The 21,484-nt window shown below is 71.9% G+C and carries 19 protein-coding genes; 12 read left to right on the top strand and 7 right to left on the bottom strand.

The window, feature by feature from the left end; genetic code table 11:
• Position 1 precedes the first annotated feature (1 nt).
• From ACFVS8_RS17170 to ACFVS8_RS17155, 4 genes are all read left to right on the top strand, one after another.
• Positions 2-943 (top strand): arginase family protein, encoded by a 942-nt coding sequence (locus ACFVS8_RS17170; protein WP_387064993.1) that lies wholly within the window; start codon positions 2-4, stop codon positions 941-943.
• A 156-nt stretch (positions 944-1,099) separates the two neighbouring features.
• A complete protein-coding gene (locus ACFVS8_RS17165; protein ID WP_387064991.1) occupies positions 1,100-1,993 on the top strand; it encodes an ABC transporter ATP-binding protein in 894 nt (297 codons plus the stop codon).
• 42 nt (positions 1,994-2,035) lie between these two features.
• Positions 2,036-3,073 carry an aliphatic sulfonate ABC transporter substrate-binding protein gene (locus tag ACFVS8_RS17160; protein ID WP_387064988.1) on the top strand — a complete coding sequence of 346 codons (1,038 nt, stop codon included), beginning with the start codon at positions 2,036-2,038 and terminating at the stop codon, positions 3,071-3,073.
• Between the two features lie 12 nt (positions 3,074-3,085).
• Positions 3,086-4,060 (top strand): ABC transporter permease, encoded by a 975-nt coding sequence (locus ACFVS8_RS17155; RefSeq protein WP_387064985.1) that lies wholly within the window; start codon positions 3,086-3,088, stop codon positions 4,058-4,060.
• Between the two features lie 13 nt (positions 4,061-4,073).
• Here the strand turns inward: ACFVS8_RS17155 and ACFVS8_RS17150 are convergent, their stop codons facing one another.
• Positions 4,074-4,709 (bottom strand): MBL fold metallo-hydrolase, encoded by a 636-nt coding sequence (locus ACFVS8_RS17150; protein ID WP_387064982.1) that lies wholly within the window; start codon positions 4,707-4,709, stop codon positions 4,074-4,076.
• Between the two features lie 262 nt (positions 4,710-4,971).
• Between ACFVS8_RS17150 and acs the strand changes: the two genes are divergently transcribed.
• Together acs and ACFVS8_RS17140 are read left to right on the top strand one after the other, a co-directional pair.
• On the top strand, positions 4,972-7,014 hold the full coding sequence (gene acs, locus ACFVS8_RS17145) for an acetate--CoA ligase (protein ID WP_387064979.1): 2,043 nt from the start codon (positions 4,972-4,974) through the stop codon (positions 7,012-7,014).
• A gap of 172 nt (positions 7,015-7,186) precedes the next feature.
• Entirely contained in the window at positions 7,187-7,489 is a 303-nt protein-coding gene (locus tag ACFVS8_RS17140) for a DUF4190 domain-containing protein (protein ID WP_387064977.1), read from the top strand.
• Between the two features lie 72 nt (positions 7,490-7,561).
• On the opposite strand, the gene ACFVS8_RS17135 is transcribed toward ACFVS8_RS17140, so the two are convergent.
• Positions 7,562-9,094 carry an MFS transporter gene (locus ACFVS8_RS17135; RefSeq protein ID WP_387064974.1) on the bottom strand — a complete coding sequence of 511 codons (1,533 nt, stop codon included), beginning with the start codon at positions 9,092-9,094 and terminating at the stop codon, positions 7,562-7,564.
• A gap of 89 nt (positions 9,095-9,183) precedes the next feature.
• On the opposite strand from ACFVS8_RS17135, the gene ACFVS8_RS17130 reads away from it, so the two are divergent.
• Positions 9,184-9,816 (top strand): TetR/AcrR family transcriptional regulator, encoded by a 633-nt coding sequence (locus tag ACFVS8_RS17130; protein ID WP_387064971.1) that lies wholly within the window; start codon positions 9,184-9,186, stop codon positions 9,814-9,816.
• 91 nt (positions 9,817-9,907) lie between these two features.
• On the opposite strand, the gene ACFVS8_RS17125 is transcribed toward ACFVS8_RS17130, so the two are convergent.
• Positions 9,908-10,738, bottom strand: a complete 831-nt coding sequence (locus ACFVS8_RS17125; protein WP_387064969.1) for a DNA alkylation repair protein — start codon at positions 10,736-10,738, stop codon at positions 9,908-9,910.
• Between the two features lie 223 nt (positions 10,739-10,961).
• Here ACFVS8_RS17125 and ACFVS8_RS17120 point away from each other — a divergent pair, with 223 nt between their 5' ends.
• The gene (locus tag ACFVS8_RS17120) at positions 10,962-12,425 is read left to right on the top strand and encodes a DUF6421 family protein (RefSeq protein WP_387064966.1); all 1,464 of its coding nucleotides are present in this window, start codon (positions 10,962-10,964) and stop codon (positions 12,423-12,425) included.
• A 135-nt stretch (positions 12,426-12,560) separates the two neighbouring features.
• The gene (locus ACFVS8_RS17115; protein WP_387064964.1) at positions 12,561-13,235 is read left to right on the top strand and encodes an SDR family NAD(P)-dependent oxidoreductase; all 675 of its coding nucleotides are present in this window, start codon (positions 12,561-12,563) and stop codon (positions 13,233-13,235) included.
• 110 nt (positions 13,236-13,345) lie between these two features.
• Here the strand turns inward: ACFVS8_RS17115 and ACFVS8_RS17110 are convergent, their stop codons facing one another.
• Positions 13,346-14,284 carry a hypothetical protein gene (locus ACFVS8_RS17110; RefSeq protein WP_387064961.1) on the bottom strand — a complete coding sequence of 313 codons (939 nt, stop codon included), beginning with the start codon at positions 14,282-14,284 and terminating at the stop codon, positions 13,346-13,348.
• 245 nt (positions 14,285-14,529) lie between these two features.
• Here ACFVS8_RS17110 and ACFVS8_RS17105 point away from each other — a divergent pair, with 245 nt between their 5' ends.
• Positions 14,530-14,919, top strand: a complete 390-nt coding sequence (locus ACFVS8_RS17105; RefSeq protein WP_387064959.1) for a phage holin family protein — start codon at positions 14,530-14,532, stop codon at positions 14,917-14,919.
• 114 nt (positions 14,920-15,033) lie between these two features.
• Here the strand turns inward: ACFVS8_RS17105 and ACFVS8_RS17100 are convergent, their stop codons facing one another.
• The gene (locus ACFVS8_RS17100; protein WP_387064956.1) at positions 15,034-16,341 is read right to left on the bottom strand and encodes an MFS transporter; all 1,308 of its coding nucleotides are present in this window, start codon (positions 16,339-16,341) and stop codon (positions 15,034-15,036) included.
• Between the two features lie 191 nt (positions 16,342-16,532).
• Here ACFVS8_RS17100 and ACFVS8_RS17095 point away from each other — a divergent pair, with 191 nt between their 5' ends.
• A complete protein-coding gene (locus tag ACFVS8_RS17095; RefSeq protein ID WP_387064954.1) occupies positions 16,533-17,378 on the top strand; it encodes a PIG-L deacetylase family protein in 846 nt (281 codons plus the stop codon).
• Between the two features lie 51 nt (positions 17,379-17,429).
• A complete protein-coding gene (locus ACFVS8_RS17090; protein WP_387064952.1) occupies positions 17,430-18,248 on the top strand; it encodes an alpha/beta fold hydrolase in 819 nt (272 codons plus the stop codon).
• Positions 18,249-18,266: 18 nt separating this feature from the next.
• Here ACFVS8_RS17090 and ACFVS8_RS17085 read toward each other — a convergent pair whose 3' ends face one another.
• Complete coding sequence (locus ACFVS8_RS17085) at positions 18,267-19,976, bottom strand: SulP family inorganic anion transporter (protein ID WP_387064949.1); 1,710 nt, start codon at positions 19,974-19,976, stop codon at positions 18,267-18,269.
• A 65-nt stretch (positions 19,977-20,041) separates the two neighbouring features.
• A complete protein-coding gene (locus ACFVS8_RS17080; RefSeq protein WP_387064946.1) occupies positions 20,042-21,484 on the bottom strand; it encodes an FAD-binding oxidoreductase in 1,443 nt (480 codons plus the stop codon).

Genomic DNA, 21,484 nt, shown 5'->3' with positions numbered 1-21,484 from the left:
CGTGCTGAAGACGCACCCCGTCGTCGCACGCGAGAGCCCCGCCATCGCGCTCCTCGCGGCGCCCTCGAACCTCGGCCTCCGGCCGCCGTCGCCGGGGTCGGTTCCCGGCACCGCGAAGGCCCCCGAAGCGCTCCGCGAGGCGGGCCTGCATGCCCGGTTCCTGCGATCCGGGGCCACCGACGCGGGCGTCGTGCTGCCGGGGCGGTATCGAGACGACGCGGATGCCGCAGCGCGCAGGGTGCGCAACCACGACGCCCTGATCGATCACTCGCTCCGCCTCGCCGACCGGGTGGGCGCGCTGCTCGACGCGGGAGCGGCGCCGCTCGTGCTCGGCGGCGACTGCAGCATCCTCGTCGGCACCGGGCTCGCCCTGCGTCGCCGCGGGCGGTTCGGACTGGTGCACCTCGACGGCCACACCGACTTCCGCCACCCGGGCAACAGCGACGCGTGCGCCAGCGTCGCCGGCGAGGACCTGGCGGCGGCGATCGGCCTGCACTGGCCCGCGATCTCAGACCTCGAGGGCCGTGCGCCGTACTTCGCGGCGCGCGACACCGTGCACATCGGATGCCGCGACGACGACGAGCACACCGATGAGGCCCGCGGGCTGCTCGCCGACCTCGTACCGGCCGGCGACGTGCGGCGAGACGCGGCGGCTGCGATCGAACGGACGACGCGAGTCGTGCACGACCATGCTCTCGACGGCTACTGGCTCCATCTCGACGTCGACGTGCTCGACCCGGCCTTCATGCCCGCGGTCGACAGCCCCGACCCCGGCGGCCTCGCTCCCGACGCACTCGTGGCCCTGTTGACCGCCCTCGCACCGCGCGCCGCCGGTGCCCAGGTGACCGTCTTCGACCCAGATCTCGATCCCGACGGCCGGCATGCCAGGTTGCTCGCCGACGTGCTTGCGGCGGGGCTGCGCGATCTCGGATGGGACGCCTGAGCCGACACGACTGGGGACAGCCGAAGATTCTTCGACCGATCCCGGGTCTGCCGCGGAAAGCCCGTGTTACGCCGCACGACGGTCGCGCCTGACAGCGCTCTCTTCGATGGGTAGCGTCGGTTCGACCCCCACCAGCCCGCACGTCGAGGAGACGCCATGGCCGCGGCATCCGCCACCGCTCGCGCATCGTCTGCATCGAACGCGCGAACGAACGCGCAGTCGGCAGCCGCAGCGCCCGTCTCGTTCCGAGGGCTGGGGCGGGCGTTCGCGACGCAGGGCGGCGAACGCCAGGTGCTGCGCGACATCGACCTCGAGATCGCCGCGGGCGAGATCGTCGCGATCCTCGGGCCGAGCGGATGCGGCAAGTCGACGCTGCTGCGCATCGCGGGCGGCCTCGACCGGCCCACCCAGGGCGAGGCGCTCATCGACGGCGAGGCCGTGAAGCCGTTCGACCCGCGATCTGCCGTCGGATTCCAGGAGCCGCGCCTGCTGCCCTGGCGCACCATCGCGAACAACGTGGCGCTCGGGCTCCCGAAGTCGACACCGCGAGCGGCCGGGCGTGAGCAGGTCGCGCGCCTGCTCGACCTCGTCGGGCTCGCCGACTTCGCCGAGCACCGGCCGCGCGAGGTCTCTGGCGGTATGGCCCAGCGCACCTCGCTCGCCCGCGCGCTCGCTCGCAACCCCGCCGTGCTGCTGCTCGACGAGCCGTTCGGCGCTCTCGACGCCCTGACGCGCCTCAAGATGCAGGACCTCCTGCTCGACGTGCACGCAGCGGAGCCCGCGACCGTGCTGCTCGTCACGCACGACGTCGACGAGGCGCTGCAGCTCGCCGACCGGGTGATCTTGCTCGGTCACGAGGACGGGCCGGATGCGGCGCCGGGCGCCGTCATCACCCAGACCGTCGTCGTGCCGGGGCACCGACCCCGCGACCGCGGATCCGCAGAACTGGCCGAGCTCCGCGGGCGCCTGCTCGACGGGCTCGGCATCGACCGGCACGGCGTCGCTCGCGGCATCGAGACCGGCACCACCATCCCGCACTACCCGTACTGACGCGCCACAGCACCGGCGTCGCATCCACCCAGAGGAGAACCCATGTCCCGCACCGCACCGTTCCTGCGATCCGCGCTCGTCGCGGGCGCCGCAGCCTCCGCCCTGCTGCTCTCGGGCTGCGTCGCGGGCGAGGGCCAGGCCGCAGAGCCAGAGCCCGCGGCATCCGGCGAGGCGGCCTCGCTCGAGGGCCAGACGCTCAACATCGACTTCGCGACGTACAACCCGCTGAGCCTCGTCATCAAGGACCAGGGCTGGCTCGAAGACGCCGGCCTCACCGTGAACTGGGTGCAGTCGGCCGGCTCGAACAAGGCCAACGAGGCCCTGCGCGCCGGTGCGATCGACGTCGGCTCGACCGCCGGCTCGGCCGCGCTGCTCGCCCGCTCGAACGGCTCGCCGATCCAGGTCATCGACATCTACTCGCAGCCCGAGTGGTCGGCGCTCGTGACCGTCGACGGCACCGGCGTCGAGTCGGTCGACGACCTGAAGGGCAAGCAGGTCGCCGCGACCAAGGGCACCGACCCCTACTTCTTCCTGCTGCAGTCGCTCGAGGCCGAGGGCCTCGAGGCCTCCGACATCACCGTGCAGAACCTGCAGCACGCCGACGGCTGGGCCGCACTGCAGAACGGCTCCGTCGACGCCTGGGCCGGCCTCGACCCGATCATGGCCGGTGCCGAAGAGGCGGGCGCGTCGCTCTTCTACCGCAACGTGGACTTCAACTCCTACGGGTTCCTGAACGCGACCGAGGACTTCATCGAGAACAAGCCCGAGGTCGCGCAGGCCGTCGTCGACGCCTACGAGCACGCTCGCGCCTGGGCTGAGGAGAACCCCGAGGAGACCGCCGCGATCCTCGCCGAGGTCGCCGGCCTCGACGAGGCCGTGGCCACGAAGGTCATCGACGAGCGCACCAACCTCGACGTCGACAACGTGCCCGGCGACGCGCAGGTCGCGGTGCTCGAGAAGATCGGCCCGATCTTCGTCGAGCTCGGCGACGTCTCCTCGCAGGAGCTGGTCGACGAGGCGCTCGACACCCTCATCAACGACGAGTTCGCGACCGCCGCAGACCCGTCGCGCTTCGAATAAGGACCATCTGAGATGACGGATGCCTCGCGCACGACCCGTGCCGACGAACGAGCGGATGCCGCGGTGAACGCGGCGACCTCGGTCGACGGGCAGTTCGCCGCGCCCGTGGTGGACCACGGGCTCGCCGTCGCGACAGCCGGACCGCTCGGCCCCTCCGGCATCGATCGGCCGGCCGGCGAGGCATCCGTCACCTCTGCATCACCCCGGGCAACTGGCGCGCGTCGCCGGCTCGTCGACCGCCGCTGGTTCGTCATCGTCGGCGGCGCGATCATCCCGGTCGTGCTGCTGCTCACCTGGCAGTTCGTATCGACCAACGGCCTCGTGCCGGTGTCGATGCTGCCGAGCCCCGAGATGGTCTGGCTGGCGGCTGTCGACCTCGCCCAACGCGGCGTGCTCGGCCTGTACATCGCGATCTCCACGCAGCGCGTGCTCGTCGGGTTCGCGATCGGCGCGCTCTTCGGCCTGGCGATCGGCGCCGTCGTGGGCCTCTCGAGGCTCGGCGACATCCTGCTCTCGCCGACGCTCGGCGCGATCCGCGCCGTGCCGTCGCTCGCGTGGGTGCCGCTGCTGATCCTCTGGCTGAAGATCGGCGAGGAGTCGAAGATCACGCTCATCGCGATCGGCGCGTTCTTCCCCGTGTACACGATCGTCGCCGCGGCCCTCCGCCACGTCGACCGCCAGCTGCTCGAGGCCGGCCGGGCCTTCGGCCTGAGCGGGCTGCGGCTGTTCACGACCGTGCAGCTGCCGGCCGTCGTACCCTCGGTCGTCTCCGCCCTGCGCCTCGCGCTCGCGCAGGCCTGGCTGTTCCTCGTCGCCGCCGAGCTCATCGCGAGCTCGATGGGCCTCGGATTCCTGCTGCTCGACTCCGGTCAGAACGGCCGCATCGACCGCATCTTCCTCGCGATCATCCTGCTCGCCGTGCTCGGCAAGCTCACCGACGCGCTCGTCGGGCTCTTCGAGAAGTGGGCGGTGCGCAAATGGGCGTGAGTCGCCCGCTCGCTCAGAACTCGGTCGCCTCGCCTGCAGCGATCCGCCGGTAGGCACTCCCGATCAGCGCGCCGCCGAGGTTGTCGCAGAGCATGCGACCCGGGTCGGCGAGGATGCCGTCGTGGATCGGCACGATCGTCGCGTTCGGGTGCCGCTTCGCGTAGTCGATCGTCTCGGCGAACTTCAGCCACGGGGCCGCGATGGGAGCGAAGAGCACCTCCACGGCCTCCACGTCGGGGGCGGCGGTGAACGAGTCGCCGGGCGCGAGCAGCCGTCCGTCGATCAGGTAGGCGTTGTTCGCCACCGGGGGCAGGCCGGGGTAGATCTCGGCGTGCACGCCGGTTCCGACGACGGAGACGGCGAACCCGGAGACCTCGAACGCATCTCCCGGCCCAACGGCGTGCAGCCGGTCTGCCGGCGCACCGGCCTCCGCGAGCTGGGCGACCACCCCGGCGGGCGCCCAGACCTCGACGCCTGCACCTGCGACCGCGGCGACCGCCACGTGATCGGGGTGCCCATGGGTCACGAGCACCGCAGCGGCATCCGCGAGCCCGGTGAGGTCGCTGAAGGCACCGGGATCGACGACGAGCCGGCCGCCGCCGTTGTCGAGACCGATCGCGGAGTGGCCGAGCAGGGTGATCGAGGTCATGGGCGGTCCTTTCGATGCGTGTCTCTCTACGGTAGGCACGAAGCGCGGCCGTCGGGCCGAGCGCGACGGCATCTTGTCGCGCAGGTCGACACGACCTGCCCCGGCGTGACGGAGCATGACGTCGAAGCAGGCGCCGCCGGTGGCGCTCACGTAGCGTCGGATGAACGGATGCCCGCACCGCCGTCGCTGCGACGCCCACCCACTCCGTGAACGACGGCCGGAACGTCGATGCCGGAGACCTGCGACGACGAACGGACCCAGCATGAGCATCGACCCCCTCCTTCACGAGCACCGCCGCTTCCCCGCGCCGGCCGCCTTCGCCGCCGACGCCAACGTGACGGCGGCCGACGCCGATGCTCTTCGCGCCGCGGCCGACGCGGACCCGATCGCCTTCTGGGAGGCGCAGGCGGCACGCCTCGACTGGGCCGAGCCGTGGCACACCGCCCACACGTGGCATCCGGCGCGTCCCACCGCGCCCACCGGCACGGACGGCGAGACCGGCGAGCTCAGCGTGCCGCGGGCCGAGTGGTTCGCGGGCGGCCGACTCAACGCGAGCGTCAACGCGGTCGACCGGCACGTGGCCGCTGGGCGCGGTGACAAGGTCGCGTTCCACTTCGAGGGCGAGCGCGGCGACCGCCGCAGCCTCACCTACGCCGAGCTCCAGCGCGAGGTCGCGAAGGCCGCGCACGCGCTCACCGAGCTCGGCGTCGTCGCGGGCGACCGGGTGGTCGTCTACCTGCCGGTGCTGCTCGAGACGGTCATCGCGACGCTCGCGATCACGCGCATCGGCGCCGTGCACTCGCTCGTGTTCGGCGGCTTCTCGTCGGAGGCGCTGCGGTTCCGCGTCGAGGACACGCGGGCGAAGCTCGTCATCACGACCGACGGCCAGTTCCGCAGGGGCGCGGCGGTGCCCGTCAAGGCGGCCGTCGACGCGGCCGTCGAGGGCGTGGCATCCGTCGAGCACGTGCTCGTGATCCGGCGCACGGGCGACGAGACGCCCGACCTGCCGTGGACGCCCGGCCGCGACGTCTGGTGGCACGAGGTCGTCGACCGCCAGCCCGACGTGCACGAGGCCGAGAGCTTCGACGCGGAGCATCCGCTCTTCATCATCTACACGAGCGGCACGACCGGAAGGCCGAAGGGCCTCGTGCACACGACCGGCGGCTACCTCACGCACGTCGCCTACAGCTACTGGGCGGTCTTCGACGCGAAGCCCGACGACGTCTACTGGTGCACGGCCGACCTCGCGTGGGTCACGGCGCACAGCTACGTGCACTACGGGCCGCTGCTCACGGGCACCACGAGCGTCATCTACGAGGGCACGCCGAACACCCCGCATCCGGGCCGCCACTTCGAGATCATCGAGCGCTACGGCGTCACGACCTACTACACGGCTCCCACGCTCATCCGGTCGTTCATGACCTGGTTCCCCGAGGGCGTTCCGGGTCCGGATACCGGCGGCCACGACCTGTCGTCGATCCGGCTGCTCGGCTCGGTCGGCGAGGCGATCAACCCCGAGGCGTGGGTGTGGTTCCGCGAGCAGATCGGCGCGGGCTCGGCGCCCATCGTCGACACGTGGTGGCAGTCCGAGACGGGGGCGGCGGTCATGGCGCCGCTGCCCGGCGTCTCGACGCTGAAGCCGGGCTCGTCGCTGCGCGCACTGCCGGGCTTCACGACGCGCGTCGTCGACGAACAGGGGGCGGATGTCGCACCCGGCCATGGAGGTTACCTCGTCGTCGACGGCACCTGGCCCGGCATGGCGCGCACGGTGTGGGGCAACCCCGAGCGGTACCGCGACGCCTACTGGGCCCGCTTCGCCGACCGCGGATACTTCTTCTCGGGCGACGGCGCGAAGGTCGACGCCGACGGCGACATCTGGCTGCTCGGGCGCGTCGACGACGTCATCAACGTGTCGGGCCACCGGCTGTCGACCATCGAGATCGAGTCGGCGCTCGTCGCGCACTCCTCGGTCGGCGAGGCCGGGGTCGTCGGCGTCAGCGACGCCACCACCGGCGAGGCCATCGTGGCGTTCGTCGTGGCATCCGACGCCCTCACCGGCATCGCCACGCGGTCGGATGCCGCGGCCGAACGCGCCGCGGAACTGCGCGCGCACGTGGCCACCGCGATCGGACCGGTCGCGAAGCCCCGCGAGGTCGTGTTCGTCGCCGACCTGCCGAAGACCCGCTCGGGCAAGATCATGCGGCGACTGCTCGTGGACCTCGCCGAGCGCCGCCCGCTCGGCGACGTGATCTCGCTGCAGGACGACCGCGTGCCCGAGTCGATCGCCGCGGTGCTCGCCGGCTGAGACGCGCCGGCCAGGGCCGTCGGCCAGGGGCGTCGGCCAGGGCACCCGACCTCGAGCATGACGGCTTGCGACGCCGCATGGCGCGAGCACGGCGTTGCCCATTGACGGCCGGCGACCGACCTGCCACGCTGCATCCGGCGATATCCGCCCCGAACCCGTGAAGGAAGCTCGCATGTCTGACCTGCCCGCCGCACCCGTTCCCCCCGCCCAGCCCGCCGCACCCGTCGCGCCGTCCGAGAAGTGGAACGTGCTGTCGATCGTCGGCTTCGTGCTGTCGCTCATCGGCTTCAACGTGGTCGCCATCGTGCTCGGCTTCATCGGCCTCAGCCAGGTCAAGAAGACGGGCGAGCGCGGCCGCGGCCTCGCCCTCGCCGCAGTGATCATCGGCTTCGCGTCGATCGTGATCGGCGTCATCCTCACGATCGTCTTCATCTCGGTGCTCGCCACGACGGGCGCCGTCACCTCGACCTACTGAGCCGCACGCTCGCAGAAGCCCCCGCTCCGGATGCTCCGGGCGGGGGCTTCGTCGTGCGTCGGGGCCTCGTCGTCAGGCGGCCGCACCCGGCTGCGCGCCGACCGACGCGCCTGCGAGCTGTCGACCCGACGGAAGCGCGAACGCCACGATCGCGGTCGCGAGCAGCACGACGCCCGCCACGATGACGGCCGGCTGGGCGCCGACCTGGTAGAGGTCGGGCGTCAGCGCGCCACCGGCCCCGGTGAACACGGCCGTCGACACCGCGATGCCGAGCGCGATGCCCACCTCGCGCACCATCGAGTTGGTGCCGCTGGCCTTGGCGTGGTCGACCGGCGCCATGGTGGCGAGCACCGCCGTCGCCGACGGCGCGAACACGAGCCCCATGCCGACACCGGCGAGCACGAACGGCGCGACGTACGCGGGATACTCGACACTCGCGTCGAGGAGTCCGGCGAGCCAGAGCAGCGCTCCGCCGAGCAGCAGGTTGCCGATCACGATGAGCGTGCGCGTGCCGACGCGCGGTGCGATGATGCCGGCGATCGGGGCGACGATCATCGGCGCGAGCGTCCACGGGGTCGTCTGCACGGCGGCTTCGAGCGGGCTCGCGCCCTGCACGACCTGGAGGAACTGGATCAGGATGAACACCGATCCGAACGCCCCGAAGCTGAAGCCGAACCCGACGAGGTTCGCGACGCTGAAGCTGCGGTCGCGGAACAGCCGGAGCGGCAGCAGCGGCGCCTTGGCCCGCGTCTCCCAGAACACGAATGCGAGCAGCAGGATGCCGCCGCCGATGAGTCCGGCCAGCACCTCGGTGCTGTCCCAGCCCGCGTCGTTGCCGCGCACGATGCCGTACACGAGGGCGAGCAGGCCGAGGCCCGAGAGCGCCAGACCGACGAGGTCGGCGCGGAGCTTGGCGCCGAAGCTGTTCGGGAGGGCCACGAGTGCGAGCACGACGGCGATCACGCCGATGGGCACGTTGATCCAGAAGATGGCCTGCCACGACCAGCCCTCGATCACGGCGCCGCCGACGAGCGGCCCGACTGCGACTCCGAGGCCCGAGACGCCGCCCCAGATGCCGATCGCGAGCGCCCGTCGCGCCAGCGGCACGGAACCCGCGAGCAGGGTGAGCGAGAGCGGCATGATCGCGGCGGCGCCGAATCCCTGGGCGGCGCGCGCCGCGATCAACTGGCCGGGGTCCGCGGCGAGTGCGGCGAGCGCCGAGCTCAGCGTGAAGACGGCGATGCCGATGACGAACACGGTTCGACGGCCGAAGCGATCGCCGATCGCGACGGCCATGAGGATCGTGCTCGCGAAGGCGAGCGTGTAGGCGTTCATGAACCACTGCAGTTCCTCGACGGATGCCCCGAGGTCGGCGTGCAGCACGGGCAGCGCGTTCGTCATGACGAGGTTGTCGAGCGTGGCCATGAACATGGGCAGCGCCGCGGCGAGCAGCACGAGCCAGAACGGGCGGAGGCGGCGGGCGGATGCCGCGGGCGTGCCGCCCGGGGCGTTGCCGGTGGCGCCGGCGGCACCGAGCGGGCCGCCCGCGGCATCCGTCGCCCGGCCTTCGGCGGTGATCGAGGTCGATTCGGCCGTGGTGGACATGGCACGACTCCTTGGATTCGAGATTGTTGTTATCGGATGATTACTTACGATTTCTTGCACTGTAGTAATCGACTGATAACATGTCAAGCATGAGTCCCGAAGCCGCCGAGATCCTCGAGTCCGCCGCACCGGCCGGCGGTCGTATGAGCGCTGCGGATCGGCGCGAGCAGATCCTGATCGCGGCGACGGCGGTCTTCGGAGCCAAGACCTACGTCGGCACGACGACCGACGAGGTTGCCCGCGCGGCCGGCGTGAGCCAGCCGTACGTCGTGCGCCTGTTCGGCACCAAGGAGAAGCTCTACATCGAGGTCGTCCAGCGCGCCTACGACCGCCTGCTCGACGCCTTCCGGGCATCGATCCCCGGGCCGGCCGAAGGTCGCGAGAAGCGCCTGGGGGCCGCGTACACCGGGCTGCTCGCCGAGCGCGGCATGCTCCCCGTGATCGCAGGGTCGACCGCGATGGGCGGCGAGGCCGAGATCGGCCGGGTCGCGCGGGCCGGCTTCAGCGCCCTGTGGCAGTGCATCCGAACCGAGGCCGGCTTCTCGGCCGAAGAGACCCGCACCTTCTTCGCCATCGGCATGCTCATCAACGCCGTCGTCGGGCTCCGACTCACGGGCGACTACGGTTCCGAGGTCAACGCCACCGAGGTGCTCGACGAGTGCTTCCCCGATGCCGTCGAGAAGTTCCGAGGCCTGCTCCCGACGGTCGACGAGCCCTGGTGAGCCGCCGCGACGACCTTTCGCCGGCCCACGCGCGTTCCACGACGCATCCGAAGCGGCGTGAACCGACGAAACGTCGTGGCGCGCGCTGCGGTCAGCGCCGCTGGCGGTAGAAGGCGCGCTCCTCGGGCGAGAGGTGCTCGGTCGCGTACGACAGCATCGTGCGCGGCATCCGCGGCGCGTACTCGTCGAGGAACCCCGTGAGCACCGCGCGGTCCACTCGCTTGCCGGCCTCGCGCAGCATCCACCCGACGGCCTTGTGCATGAGGTCCTCGCGGTCGTCGAGCAGCCTCGGGGCCAGGTGCAGGATCGGCCCGGCGTCACCGGCCTTGATGAACGCGAAGGTCGAGAGCACCGCCACGCGACGCTCCCACAGCGAGGCGGATGCCGCGAGCTCGTCGAGCAGCGTCAGGTCGCCGCCCGGTCCGACCCTGCCCGAACCGCCCCCGCCGCGCAGGACCTCGGCGCGCAGGATCTCGGCGCGCAGGTGCTCGCCGACCAGATACTCGGCCGACGAGTCGACGAGGTCCCAGTTGTTCACGTGCCCCGCCCGCACGGCATCGAGGTAGGCCGCGTGCAGCGCGGCCCGGGCGTCATCGTCGCGCGAGCGCGCCCGGCCCGCGATCTCGAACTGCCGCACCATGACGATGAGCGCCGCCAGGCGGTGCTCGTGCACGGGGCTCTCGAGCAGAGCGGATGCCTCGGCCACCGGCATCCGTTCGAAGCCCTTCACGATGCGGCGCGTGACGGGCACGCGCACGCCGACGAAGACGTCGCCCTCGCCGTACTCGCCCGGCCCGGTCTTGAAGAAGCGCTGGAGGAACTCGGCGTCGACCGGATCACCGGCGGCGTCGATCGCCGCGGCGAGCGCCTCCGCGGTCATGCCGCCGCCCGATCCGTCCCCTGCCGCACCCGTGTCCGCCATGCTGCGGATGCTACCGCCGCCGCCCCGCGCGCCGCCGGGCGGGGCCCGCGCACGCATGTTCCACCGACCCGCGATCCGTTCTGCGATCCGGCCTCGAAACGCAGCAATCGTGCGCCGGTTCTCAATCAATCGCACACGGATGACTCGTAGCCTTGATGTGCGCGCTGATTCCCCGCGCGCCACGAGTGCCGATCGGCACGCATCCCGAGGAACGGAGGTTCACATGTCGACCACTGCTGCCGACGCCATCATCGGCGAACCCGAGGTCCTCGAAGACGAGCTGGCCACGCCCGCCACCGCGGCCGAGATCGCCCTCGCCGCCGGCGTCGAGACCGACCCGGCCTGGCTCGCGCTCAAGGCCGCGGCCACCGAACTGCAGGGCCTCCAGATCAAGGACGGCTCGGTCGCCGACGCCTCCGACCACGCCCGCGCCGGCGAACTCGTCGACACGGTCGTCGCGTCGATCGAGGCCCTCGCGCCGCGGTTCCCGCACGAGCGGGCGTACCTCGCGGCATCCGTCGTCGACTTCCGCCGCTGGCAGGCCGAGGGCTTCGGCGTGCCCGACTTCCTCGACTCGCTCGTGGCGTTCCAGCCCCAGCAGCAGCGGGTCGACGGCATCCGTCACCTCGTCGTCTTTCCCATGGTCACGCAGAACGGCTCGCCCGACCGCCATGTCGAGGCGCTCGTGGTCGAGACGATCTGGCCCGAGTTCATCGCGGCGCTCGAAGCCGGCGACTACGGCAACAAGCTGTTCGTGAGCCTGCGCCTCGTCGACTTCACGCCCGGGTACGACACGAACTCGGCCGTGCTCTTCCCCGAGACCGTCGCGATGCGCGAGATCCCGCCGTTCACGTGGGGCGCGATCTTCCAGGACCGCGAGGCGGCCCGCTACCGCAGGGTCGTGCGCGCGGCATCCGAGATCACGAAGCTCGACCTGCCCGACGACGCGGCCGCGCTGCTCGACGACCAGGAGCTCGCCGAGCGCACGTTCGTGATGTGGGACATCATCCACGACCGCACGCACATGCGCGGCGACCTGCCGTTCGACCCGTTCATGATCAAGCAGCGCATGCCGTTCTTCCTGTACTCGCTCGAGGAGCTGCGCTGCGACCTCACCGCCTTCCGCGAGTCGGTCAAGATCCAGCGCGGCCTCGACGCCCGCGTCGCTGCGGGCGAGGAGCTCACCGACGTCGAGGAGCAGATGCGCACGACCGGCAAGCTCGTGCAGTACGCGGTGATCTTCGACCGCATCTTCCGCTTCGCGATCACCGGCTCGCGCGTGCGCAACTACGACGGACTCGGCGGCCAGCTGCTGTTCGCGTGGCTGCACCGCAAGCACGTGCTCGACTGGACCGACGTGAAGCTGACCTTCGACTGGGACGCCGTGCCCGACGCGGTCGTCGAGCTGGGCGACGCGATCGACGAGCTGTACTGGAAGTCGATCGACCGGCCGAAGACCGTGCACTGGCTCGCCGCCTACGACCTCGTCACGAGCGTCGTGACGCCGAACCCCGCGTCTGTCTGGGCCGAGGGGCTGCCGCGCGAGGTGCTCGCCGGCCCGCCGAAGGGCTACACCGACCTCGTGATGGACGACGAGTTCCCGCTGTCGATGTTCTTCGAGGCGCTCGACAAGAAGATGAAGCCCGTCATCGAGTCGACGGTCGGCATCACGGCCGCCAGCGCCTGACGCTCGACCGCTGACGCTCGAGCGGCTGCTCGACCGCCGCATCAGGACGACGTACGCTGCTCAGGACCGATCGAGAGGTTCCGGCCTGAGCAGCGCACGTTCACCTGGACTCCAGACGCTCGAAGGGGAGCCGACATGACCGAACAGCCCACCGGCGTCGCCGGCCGCACCATCCTGATCGCCGGGGCGACCGGCGACTCGGGCCGAACCGTCGCGCGCGCCCTCGTCGCGGCGGGTGCCCGGGTGATCGCGGTCGGCAGCGACCAGGGCCGCGTCGACGCGCTCGAGGCCGAGATCCCGGGCGTCGTGGGCGAGGTCGCCGACCTCACCGACGGCGACGACGTGCTCGAGCTCGCGATGCGCGTGCACGCGGGCATCGGCGACGTCGACGGCGTGATCCACCTGGTCGGCGGATGGCGCGGCGGCGGCGGCATCGCCGGGCAGACGAACGAGGACTACGAGTTCCTCGCGCGCTCGTTCACCGCGCTCCGCTACGTGAGCCGCGCGTTCTACGACGATCTCGTCGACTCGCCCGCGGGCCGCATCGCGATGGTCTCGTCGACGACGGTCGCCTCGCCCACGGCCGGCGGCGCCAACTACACGGCGGTGAAGGCGGCGAGCGAGTCCTGGATGCGCTCGCTCGCGCAGGGGTTCGCGAAGGCCGACGCGCCCGCGGCCGCGGTCACGTTCCGCGTGCAGTCGCTCGCGGGCCTCGAAGACCTGCTCGCGACATCCGTCGTCGACCTCTGGAGCACGGATGCCGCGGACGGCCGCGAGCTGAACGGCTCCGTGGTCGAGCTCACGGCGTAGTCGGGTCGCAGACCGCTCCCGACCGGCGCGCCGCACCCGTGCTGGGGCTCGCTCCCGGTCGGCGCGCGGACACCGCGCCTGAGCGCGCACCCCGGATCGGCGCCGCGCGTTCAGTCGAACGTGCGGTACCCGCTGGTCTGGAGCCCGCTCGCCCAGCACCCGCCGCCGGCGTTCGTGTTGCTCGTGTCGCCGAACGCCGCCAGGTTCCACGCGGTGAGGGCGTCGCCCGTGAGCCCGGGAGGCATCGCGGGCGAGCCGCCCGATGCGTCGTAGGCGGGGTTCCAGTACTCCCAGTACCGGTACTCGAGGCCCTGATCGGCCATGCACGAGCGCACCGCGGCCTGGAACGCGAGCCAGTTCTCGCGCTCGGTCGGCACCTCGGGTCCGGGCGGCGCCGGAAGGTCGGCCCTGAGCGGCGTGCCCGCGGCCTCGGCCTCCTCCGCCGCGCGCAGCGCCTGCGCCTGGCAGCCGTCGTCGGTCTCGGGCGTGCCCCGCAACGCGGCCGTCCATGCCGCGGCCGCATCGGTCGAGAGGTCCGCGGGTTGCGGGCTGCCGCCCAGCCACCACTGCCAGTCGAGGTACTCGAACCCGGCGTCGGCCATGCACGTGCGCACGACGGCCTCGCGCCCGAGCCAGGTCGCCTTCTGGTCGTCGGTGACGTAGGCGGGATCGCCGACGGTCGTGTAGGGGTTGTACTCGGGCGACAGCGGGTCGCTCGGGTCGAGGGCCTGGTCGGGAGCGTCGCCGTCGGGTGCGGGCGCGGGGTCTACGGGTGGAGCCGTGTCGGCCGGCGGCGCGGGCGTGGCCGTGGGCGCCGGGGCGTCGGTCGGCGCGACTTCGGGCGGCGCTCCGTCTGCACCCTGCCCTTCGGGTCCCTCGTCGATCGGCCGCACACCCGACGCGTCGGTGCCGAGCCCCTCGGGCTCCTGATCGGATCCGAGCACCTTCGCGAGCAGCACCGCGGGCGAGGCGTCGTCGCCGCCGGCCGCGTGCACTCCGGCGGTCGCGCCGAGGCCGCACATCGCGATGACGCCGGCCAAGCCGATCACGAGCGTTCTCGTGCTCGGGCCTCGCCTGGCGGGGTTCGAGGCTCTCCTGGCGGGGTTCGAGGCTCTCCTGGCGCCCGCACCGCTCGGGGTGCGGGCGGGAGGCATTCGACGATGCCGGGTGATTCCACGGCGCAGTGACATCAGTCAACGGTACCAACACCCCCCATTCGGGGCACAACCCTCTCAGGACATGCTCAGGGCATGTCATCGGCCCGGGAGGGCCCGGCGAGCGATACGCTCACCGCATGGTGCGCACCCTCCTCAACCTCGCGGTCTTCCTCGCAACGGCGGCGATCGCGCTGCTGCTCGCCTCGCTACTCGTGCCCGGCTTCCACGTACACCCCGGCGGGTTCATCGTCGCGATCCTGATCTTCGCCATCGTGCAGGCCCTCGTCGAGTGGCTCGTGCGCAGCATCTTCCATCGCTCAGCGCCCACCGTGGCCGGCATCGCGGGCCTGATCTCCACCTTCCTCGCACTCTGGGTCGCCTCGCTGTTCAGCGGCGTGAGCTTCGACGGCATCGGCGGATGGATCCTCGCCACCGTCGTCGTCTGGCTCATCACCGCGATCCTCGGGTGGGTCGCCGCAAAGTTCATCACCCCCCGATTCGACAAGGGTCAGCCCGCCAGGGGCTGACCCCCGGCACGCGCGACAGCCGCGGGCAGCGCGGCATCGCGGCATCGCGGCATCGTCCCGACGCGAGCACGCTCGCGGGCAGCGCGGTGAGCGAGGCCGAACGGATGCCGCGGCTCACGACCCTGACGACGCCTCCGGATCCTCGGCCGCGGCGACCGTCGTCGCCGTGTCGGCCGCCTCGCCGCTGCGGCGGCTGAGCCAGACGAAGGGCACTGCGAACGCCTGCACGATGCCGCTGAGCGCGAGCGAGACGGGGTAGCCCCAGACATCCGCCGATCGTCCGAGCACCGGCTGCACCACCGCCGCGCCCGTGCTGCCGATGAGCGAGTCGAACGAGAGCACCGTCGCACGCTGGCTCGACGGGATCATGTCGTTCAGGTACGCCTGGCGCACGGGCCCGGCCGCCGCATCGATGAGCGCCCAGAGCACGAGCAGCACGAGTGCCGCCCAGAAGCTGCGGTTCACGCCGAGCACCACGAGGATCGCCGCGCTCACGCCCACCGCGAGCATGATCGACGTCGTGCGCTTGCGGAACCGCCGCCGCAGCCACGGCGCGACGAGCCCGCCGATGATCTGCGACCCGGCGACGATGCCCGCCGCGAGGCCCGCGATCGAGTAGGCCTCCTCGTCGCCCCAGAGTTCGAGCAGGTACGGCTGCAGCGCGTAGAACACGTAGAAGCCGACGCCCGTCGTGAACATCGAGGCGAGCATCATGTAGCGGACCCCCGGCCTGCCGAGCCCGTACTTCAGCGACCCGACGAGCACCTGCTTCGTGGCCGCGATCGGATGCCCGCGACCGGCCGGCGTGAATCCGAGATCCCGCATGAGCAGCGCGGCGACCACGAACATGAGCACGAGCACCCCGGCGCGCATGAGGAAGGGCACCCCGAGATCGGTCGCCTGCGCGACCACACCGCCGAGCGTCGACCCGCCCAGCATGGCGATGCCGGCGACCGACACCCCGCGGCCGAAGACCTTCTCGAGGCTGCCCGTGTACCCGGTCGCCGTCAGGGCGTCGACGAGCCAGGCCTCGACCGCGCCGGAGAAGAACGTGAAGCCGAGGCCGAGCAGCACCGACACGAGCGCCCACGCCCAGAAGGGCGAGTGCCACACCCACAGCAGGTAGTACAGCGCCGTCGTGACCGCGAGCGTCACCGTTCCGAGCAGGTACGACACGCGCCTGCCGAGCGTGTCGGCCACCACGCCCGTCGGCACCTCGAAGATCACCATGCCGATCGAGAAGAACGAGTTCGCCGCGAACGCCTCGAGGTTCGACAGGCCCGCATCGAGCAGGAACAGCGTGTTGATGCCCCAGATGAACGACGCGGCGAGGGTGTTGCCGACGAGCAGCGTGAAGTACACGGCCTGCACGCGCCCGGGCGTGGAGGTCGGGGTCGACGGCGGAGCCGTCGGCGAGCTCATGGCGTCATCACGCTCACCCGCCCATCCTCCGCCTCCGGCGCCCGCACCGCCACCCGCCCGCTCGGCAGGCCGATACCGAACGCGATTCGATCGGGCGGATGTCGCGGAGTAGCATGCTGCAACCCCCACGCCCGTGGCACCAGGCGCACCCACGCCGCCGCGCGGCATCCGCCCGACCCGAAAGCACCCCCATGCGCAAGCGCACCGTCGCGCTCATCATCGTCTCGGCCGTCGTCCTCGCCCTCGTCGGCGGGGTGTACTGGGCCGGACGCGACCTCTTCCACGAGCCCTCCGCGAAGGGCGTCGAATCCGTCGTCGGCGAGCTCGGCGGCACCCGCGTGCTCGGCGTGTTCGCCCACCCCGACGACGAGCAGACCGTGAACGGCCTGTTCTACCGCGCGAAGCACCGCGACGGCGCGTACACGGCCATGATCACGGCCACCCGAGGCGAGGCCGGCGAGCAGGGGCCGGTCGTGGGCCGCCAGGAGGACCTTGGCGACATCCGCAAGGCCGAGGCCCTGAAGAACAGCTTCAACCTCGGCGTCGACGAGCACGAGGTCTGGGACTACCCCGACGGCGGCGTGCCCGAGGTCGACGAGCAGGAACTCGTCGACCGGGTCGCCGCGACCATGCGACGCGTGAAGCCCGACGTCGTCGTGACGTTCTGGCCCGCGAGCGGCGCGACCGGCCACAAGGACCACATGCAGATGGGGCACGTCACCGAGCTCGCGATCGCCCAGCTCGAGGAGGCCGGAGGGTCGTACACGGGCCCCGACCACATCGTCTACACGATCAGCCCGACCAAGGCCCTCGTCGCGTTCGGCGGCAAGGTCGGCGCGTTCGTCGTCGCGAACCAGCCCGAGCCCGACTACGCGATGCCCGCCGAGGTCGGCACGAAGTTCGAGGGCTGGCAGATCCACGCGTCGCAGCGCGACTTCATGCCCGAGTCGTACATCCTGCCCACCTGGGCCATCTACGCGCTCTGGGACCACGAGTTCTACCGCACGCGCGACCTGGCGGCCGACCCGCTCGGCTGATCCGGCCGCACCCACCCTGGCACCGCGACCACCATCGGGAGAAGATCGACCATGCCCAGCATCACGAGTTCCGACGGCGTCGACCTGCACTACCTCGAGTGGGGCGACCCGGCCGGCAGGCCGGTCGTGCTCGTCGCGGGGTTCAAGGCGGCCGCGACGAGCTGGCGCTACCAGGTCAGGGCGCTCGAGCGGGCTGGCCTGCGGGTCATCGCGTTCGACCGGCGCGGGCACGGCGGGTCGGAGGTCGGCCCTGCCGACGGGCACACCATGCGCCGGCACGGCGCCGACATCCGCGACCTGCTCGAAGCGCTCGACCTGCACGACGCGAGCCTCGTCGGTCAGTCGATGGGCGGCAACGCCGTCTGGGCCATGCTGCAGGAGGCCCCGGATGCCGCAGCCCGCGTCCGCGACATCGTGATCGTGGACCAGACGCCCAAGATGCTGAACGACGACGGCTGGGCGTTCGGGTTCTACGACTACGACGCCTCGAACCGCGACACGTTCTTCGCCACCGGCATCCCAGACCCGGGCCGCTTCCCGGCGAAGGCGAAGGGCCTCGTGCGCATCGCCCGCATCCTCCGGGCCATGGAGCTGCCGAAGGGCGGCAAGCCGACCTTCACCGGCGCCGAGCTCGCGCTGCTGCACGACCACGCCGTCGCCGACTGGCGCCCGACGATCGCGGCGGCGACCGTGCCCACGCTCTTCGTCGCAGGCGCAGAGAGCGAGTTCTGGCCCGCGGCGCACGCCGCGGCATCCGCTGCGCTGAACACCTCTGCGACGTCCGTCGTCATCGAGCACGACGGGCACGCCGCGAACATCGAGCAGCCCGCGCGGTTCAATCGCGAGCTGCTGGCGTTCCTCGCCCGCTGAGGGCCGCCCCGCCCGACGTCACTGCCTCGCACGCACCCACTCCCATGCGTCGTCGTGCGCACGGTGCACCGCCTCGCCGATCCACTCCGAGCTCTCGTACACGCGGGCGGGACCGAGGCGGTCGAGCAGGCCGCCGGCGGCCAACTGGTCGGCGAGCCGCCGGCCGGCGACCGCGAGCCAGAGCGCCGAGTCGTGGCGTTCGAGGTCGTCGAGGTAGCGCTCCAGCACCGCGACCGCGGAGAGGCCGAGGTCGTCGATGCCGCGCAGGCGCACGATGACGACCGACCCGCGCGAGTCGTCGTCGACCTTCGGCAGCAGCGCTTCGAAGACCGGTGCCGTCGCGTACGAGAGGTTGCCGTACGGCTGCAGCACGACGACGTCGTGCGGCGGCACCACGGCCATCGGCTCGACCTCGCGCAGTCGGCTCGCGCCGTGGAACTCGAGCCGGCGGACGCGGATGCGGTTCGACTGCTGCGCGACGAACAGGATGACGGCGAGACCCACCCCGACGAGCACCGCGAACTGCAGCGGGATGAGCAGGGTGAGCGCGAACGTGACCACCATCACGGTCGTCTGCAGCGGGCCCGTCTTCGCGACGGACTGGATGCGCGCGGGCTTCACCGCCTGCACGCCGACGACGATGAGGAGCCCTGCCAGGGCGGGCATCGCCACGAGGGAGACCACCCCGGACGCGACGACGATCAGCACCGCCATCACGATCGCCGCGATGAACAGCGCGAGGCGGGTGCGCGCGCCCGCAGCGACGATCAATGCCGAGCCCGACATCGACCCGCCGACCGGCATGCCCCGGAAGACGCCCGCGACGATGCTGCCGACGCCCTGACCGATGAAGTTGCGGTCGGCGTCGGCCGGGCGTCCGTCGGCGTTCGGCACGCCGGCGGCGACCCCGGCACCCTGCACCAGGCCCACGAACGCGAGCGAGAGCGCGGGCACGGCGAGATAGCCCAGGTCGTCGAGGGTGGGCAGCGACGGGGCGGGCAGCCCGCTCGGCACGTCGGCGACGTCGCCGACGAGCATCACGCCGCTCCCGAATGCGTGGATGAAGAGCGCCGCGAGGCCGGAACCCGCAGCGATCGCGACGACGAGACCGAGCGATCGCAGCGGCGTGCGCGTGAGCACCACGATGAGCACGATGGTGGTGATCCCAACGACGACGCTGGGCAGGTCGAACGACCCGACGTTGGCGAACGTGTCGATCGCCTTGAACAGGCGGTTCGCCCCTTCCCCGGCGTACCCGGTCAGGTTCGCGAGCTGGCCGAGCACGATGTTGACCCCGACCGCCGACACGAAGCCCACCATCACCGCGGTCGGCACGAAGCGCAGCATCCGGCCGCCGCCGAGGGCTCCGGCGACGATCATGACCACGCCGGAGAGCACGGCGAGCGTGTACAGCGCCCGATCGGGATCGGCCCGCGTGGAGAGGTCGGTGTCCGAGACGATGAGCGCCATCGCGCTCGTCGCCTGCACCGCCATGAACGTGCTGCTCGTGACCAGGGCCGCACCGGCCATGCCGAACAGGAACGCGTAGATACCCGCCACCGGGTTGACGCCGGCGAGCAACCCGATCGCCAGGCCGTCCGGAACGCTCTCGATTCCGAGGACCGTGCCCGCGAGGGCGTCCTTGCCCAGCGTGTCGCGCCGGAACACCCCGCGAACGGCACGCCACCGCGAGGCGAACCACGATTCGCGATGCGGCGAATCCTCCATGCGCCCGACCCTAGACCCGGTGATGCCTCGGGCGACAGGGCCGGACCGTGGCGCGCTCGGCGACGCTACGCGGGGAACGCCTTGCCCGGGTTCAGCACCCCGTTCGGGTCGAGCGCCTGCTTGATCGCCGAGTGCATGCCGAGCACGCGGTCGCTGAGCTCCGCGCGTGCACCGGGGAGCTTCAGCAGCCCGACGCCGTGCTCGCCGGTGACCGTGCCGCCCAGCTCGCTGCACTCGTCGACGATGCGGTCGAAGGCGAGCTTCGCCCGGGCCTTGGCGGCGTCGTCGCCCTCGGGCGCGATGATGAGCGGGTGCAGGTTGCCGTCGCCGGCGTGCGCGATGTTCGCGATCACGACGTCGTACTCGGCGGCCGCCGCCTGGATGCGCGCGAGCATCTCGGGCACCGCGCCGCGCGGCACGCAGACGTCTTCGGTGAGCACCGGCCCGAGTCGCTCGAGGGCGGGGTAGGCGAGGCGGCGCGCCATGAAGAGGCGATCGACCTCGTCGGCCTCGACGGCCTGCTCCACCGAGAGCGCGCCGGCGCCGGCCATGAACTCCGCGACGGATGCGGCGTGCCGCTCGCCGAGCGCACCCACCTCGTCGACCTTCGCGAGCAGCAGCGTGTCGACCCCGTGCGGGAGCCCGAGTCCCTGCCACGCGTCGACGGCCTCGACGCACGTGCGGTCGAGGATCTCGAGCGCCGACGGCACGATGCCGGAGGCGCTGATCGCGGCGACCGCGTCGCCAGCCGCGACGAGCGAGCCGAACGCGCCGACGATCGCGCGCTCCTCGCGACCCGCGAGCGGCAGGAGCTTCACGGTGACCCGCGTAATGATGCCGAGCGTGCCCTCCGACCCGACCATGAGCGCGGTGAGGTCGTAGCCGGTGACGCCCTTCGCGGTGCGGCGGCCGAGGTCGACGATCTCGCCGTCGGCGAGCACCACCCGGAGCCCCAGGACGTAGTCGCGCGTCACCCCGTACTTCACGCAGCAGATGCCGCCCGCGTTCGTCGCCGCATTGCCGCCGATCGTCGAGATGCGGTAGCTCGCCGGGTCGGGCGGATACCAGAGGCCCTGCTCGGCCACCGCCTGGCGCAGCACGTCGTTGATGACCCCGGCCTCGGCGACCGCGAACCGCTCGGCGGCGTCGATCTCGACGATGCGCGTCATGCGCTCGAGCGAGAGCACGATGCTGCGGGCCACGGCGTTCGCCCCGCCCGAGAGCCCCGTGCCCGCGCCGCGCGGCACGATGCGGATCCCGGATGCTGCGGCGAACCGCACCACGGCCACGACGTCGTCGTCGTGCTCGGCGAGCACCACGGCGAGCGGCAGTTCGAACGGCGCCCACTCGGCGTCGTCGTGCGCGTACGAGGCGAGCGCCGCGGCATCCGTCACCACCTGGTCGGCGCGGAGCAGCCGGCGCAGCTGGCCGACCGCCTCGGCATGGTCGAGGATCTGCTCCTCGCCTCGGGTGACCGGGTCGGAGGGGTCGGGCGCGGTGGAACTCAT

Origin of the sequence: Agromyces sp. NPDC058110 (genome assembly GCF_042884735.1) — a bacterium.
Lineage (GTDB): Bacteria > Actinomycetota > Actinomycetes > Actinomycetales > Microbacteriaceae > Agromyces.
The sequence above is the reverse complement of the archived record's forward strand: the minus strand, read 5'-3'. Positions and strand labels throughout refer to the sequence as shown.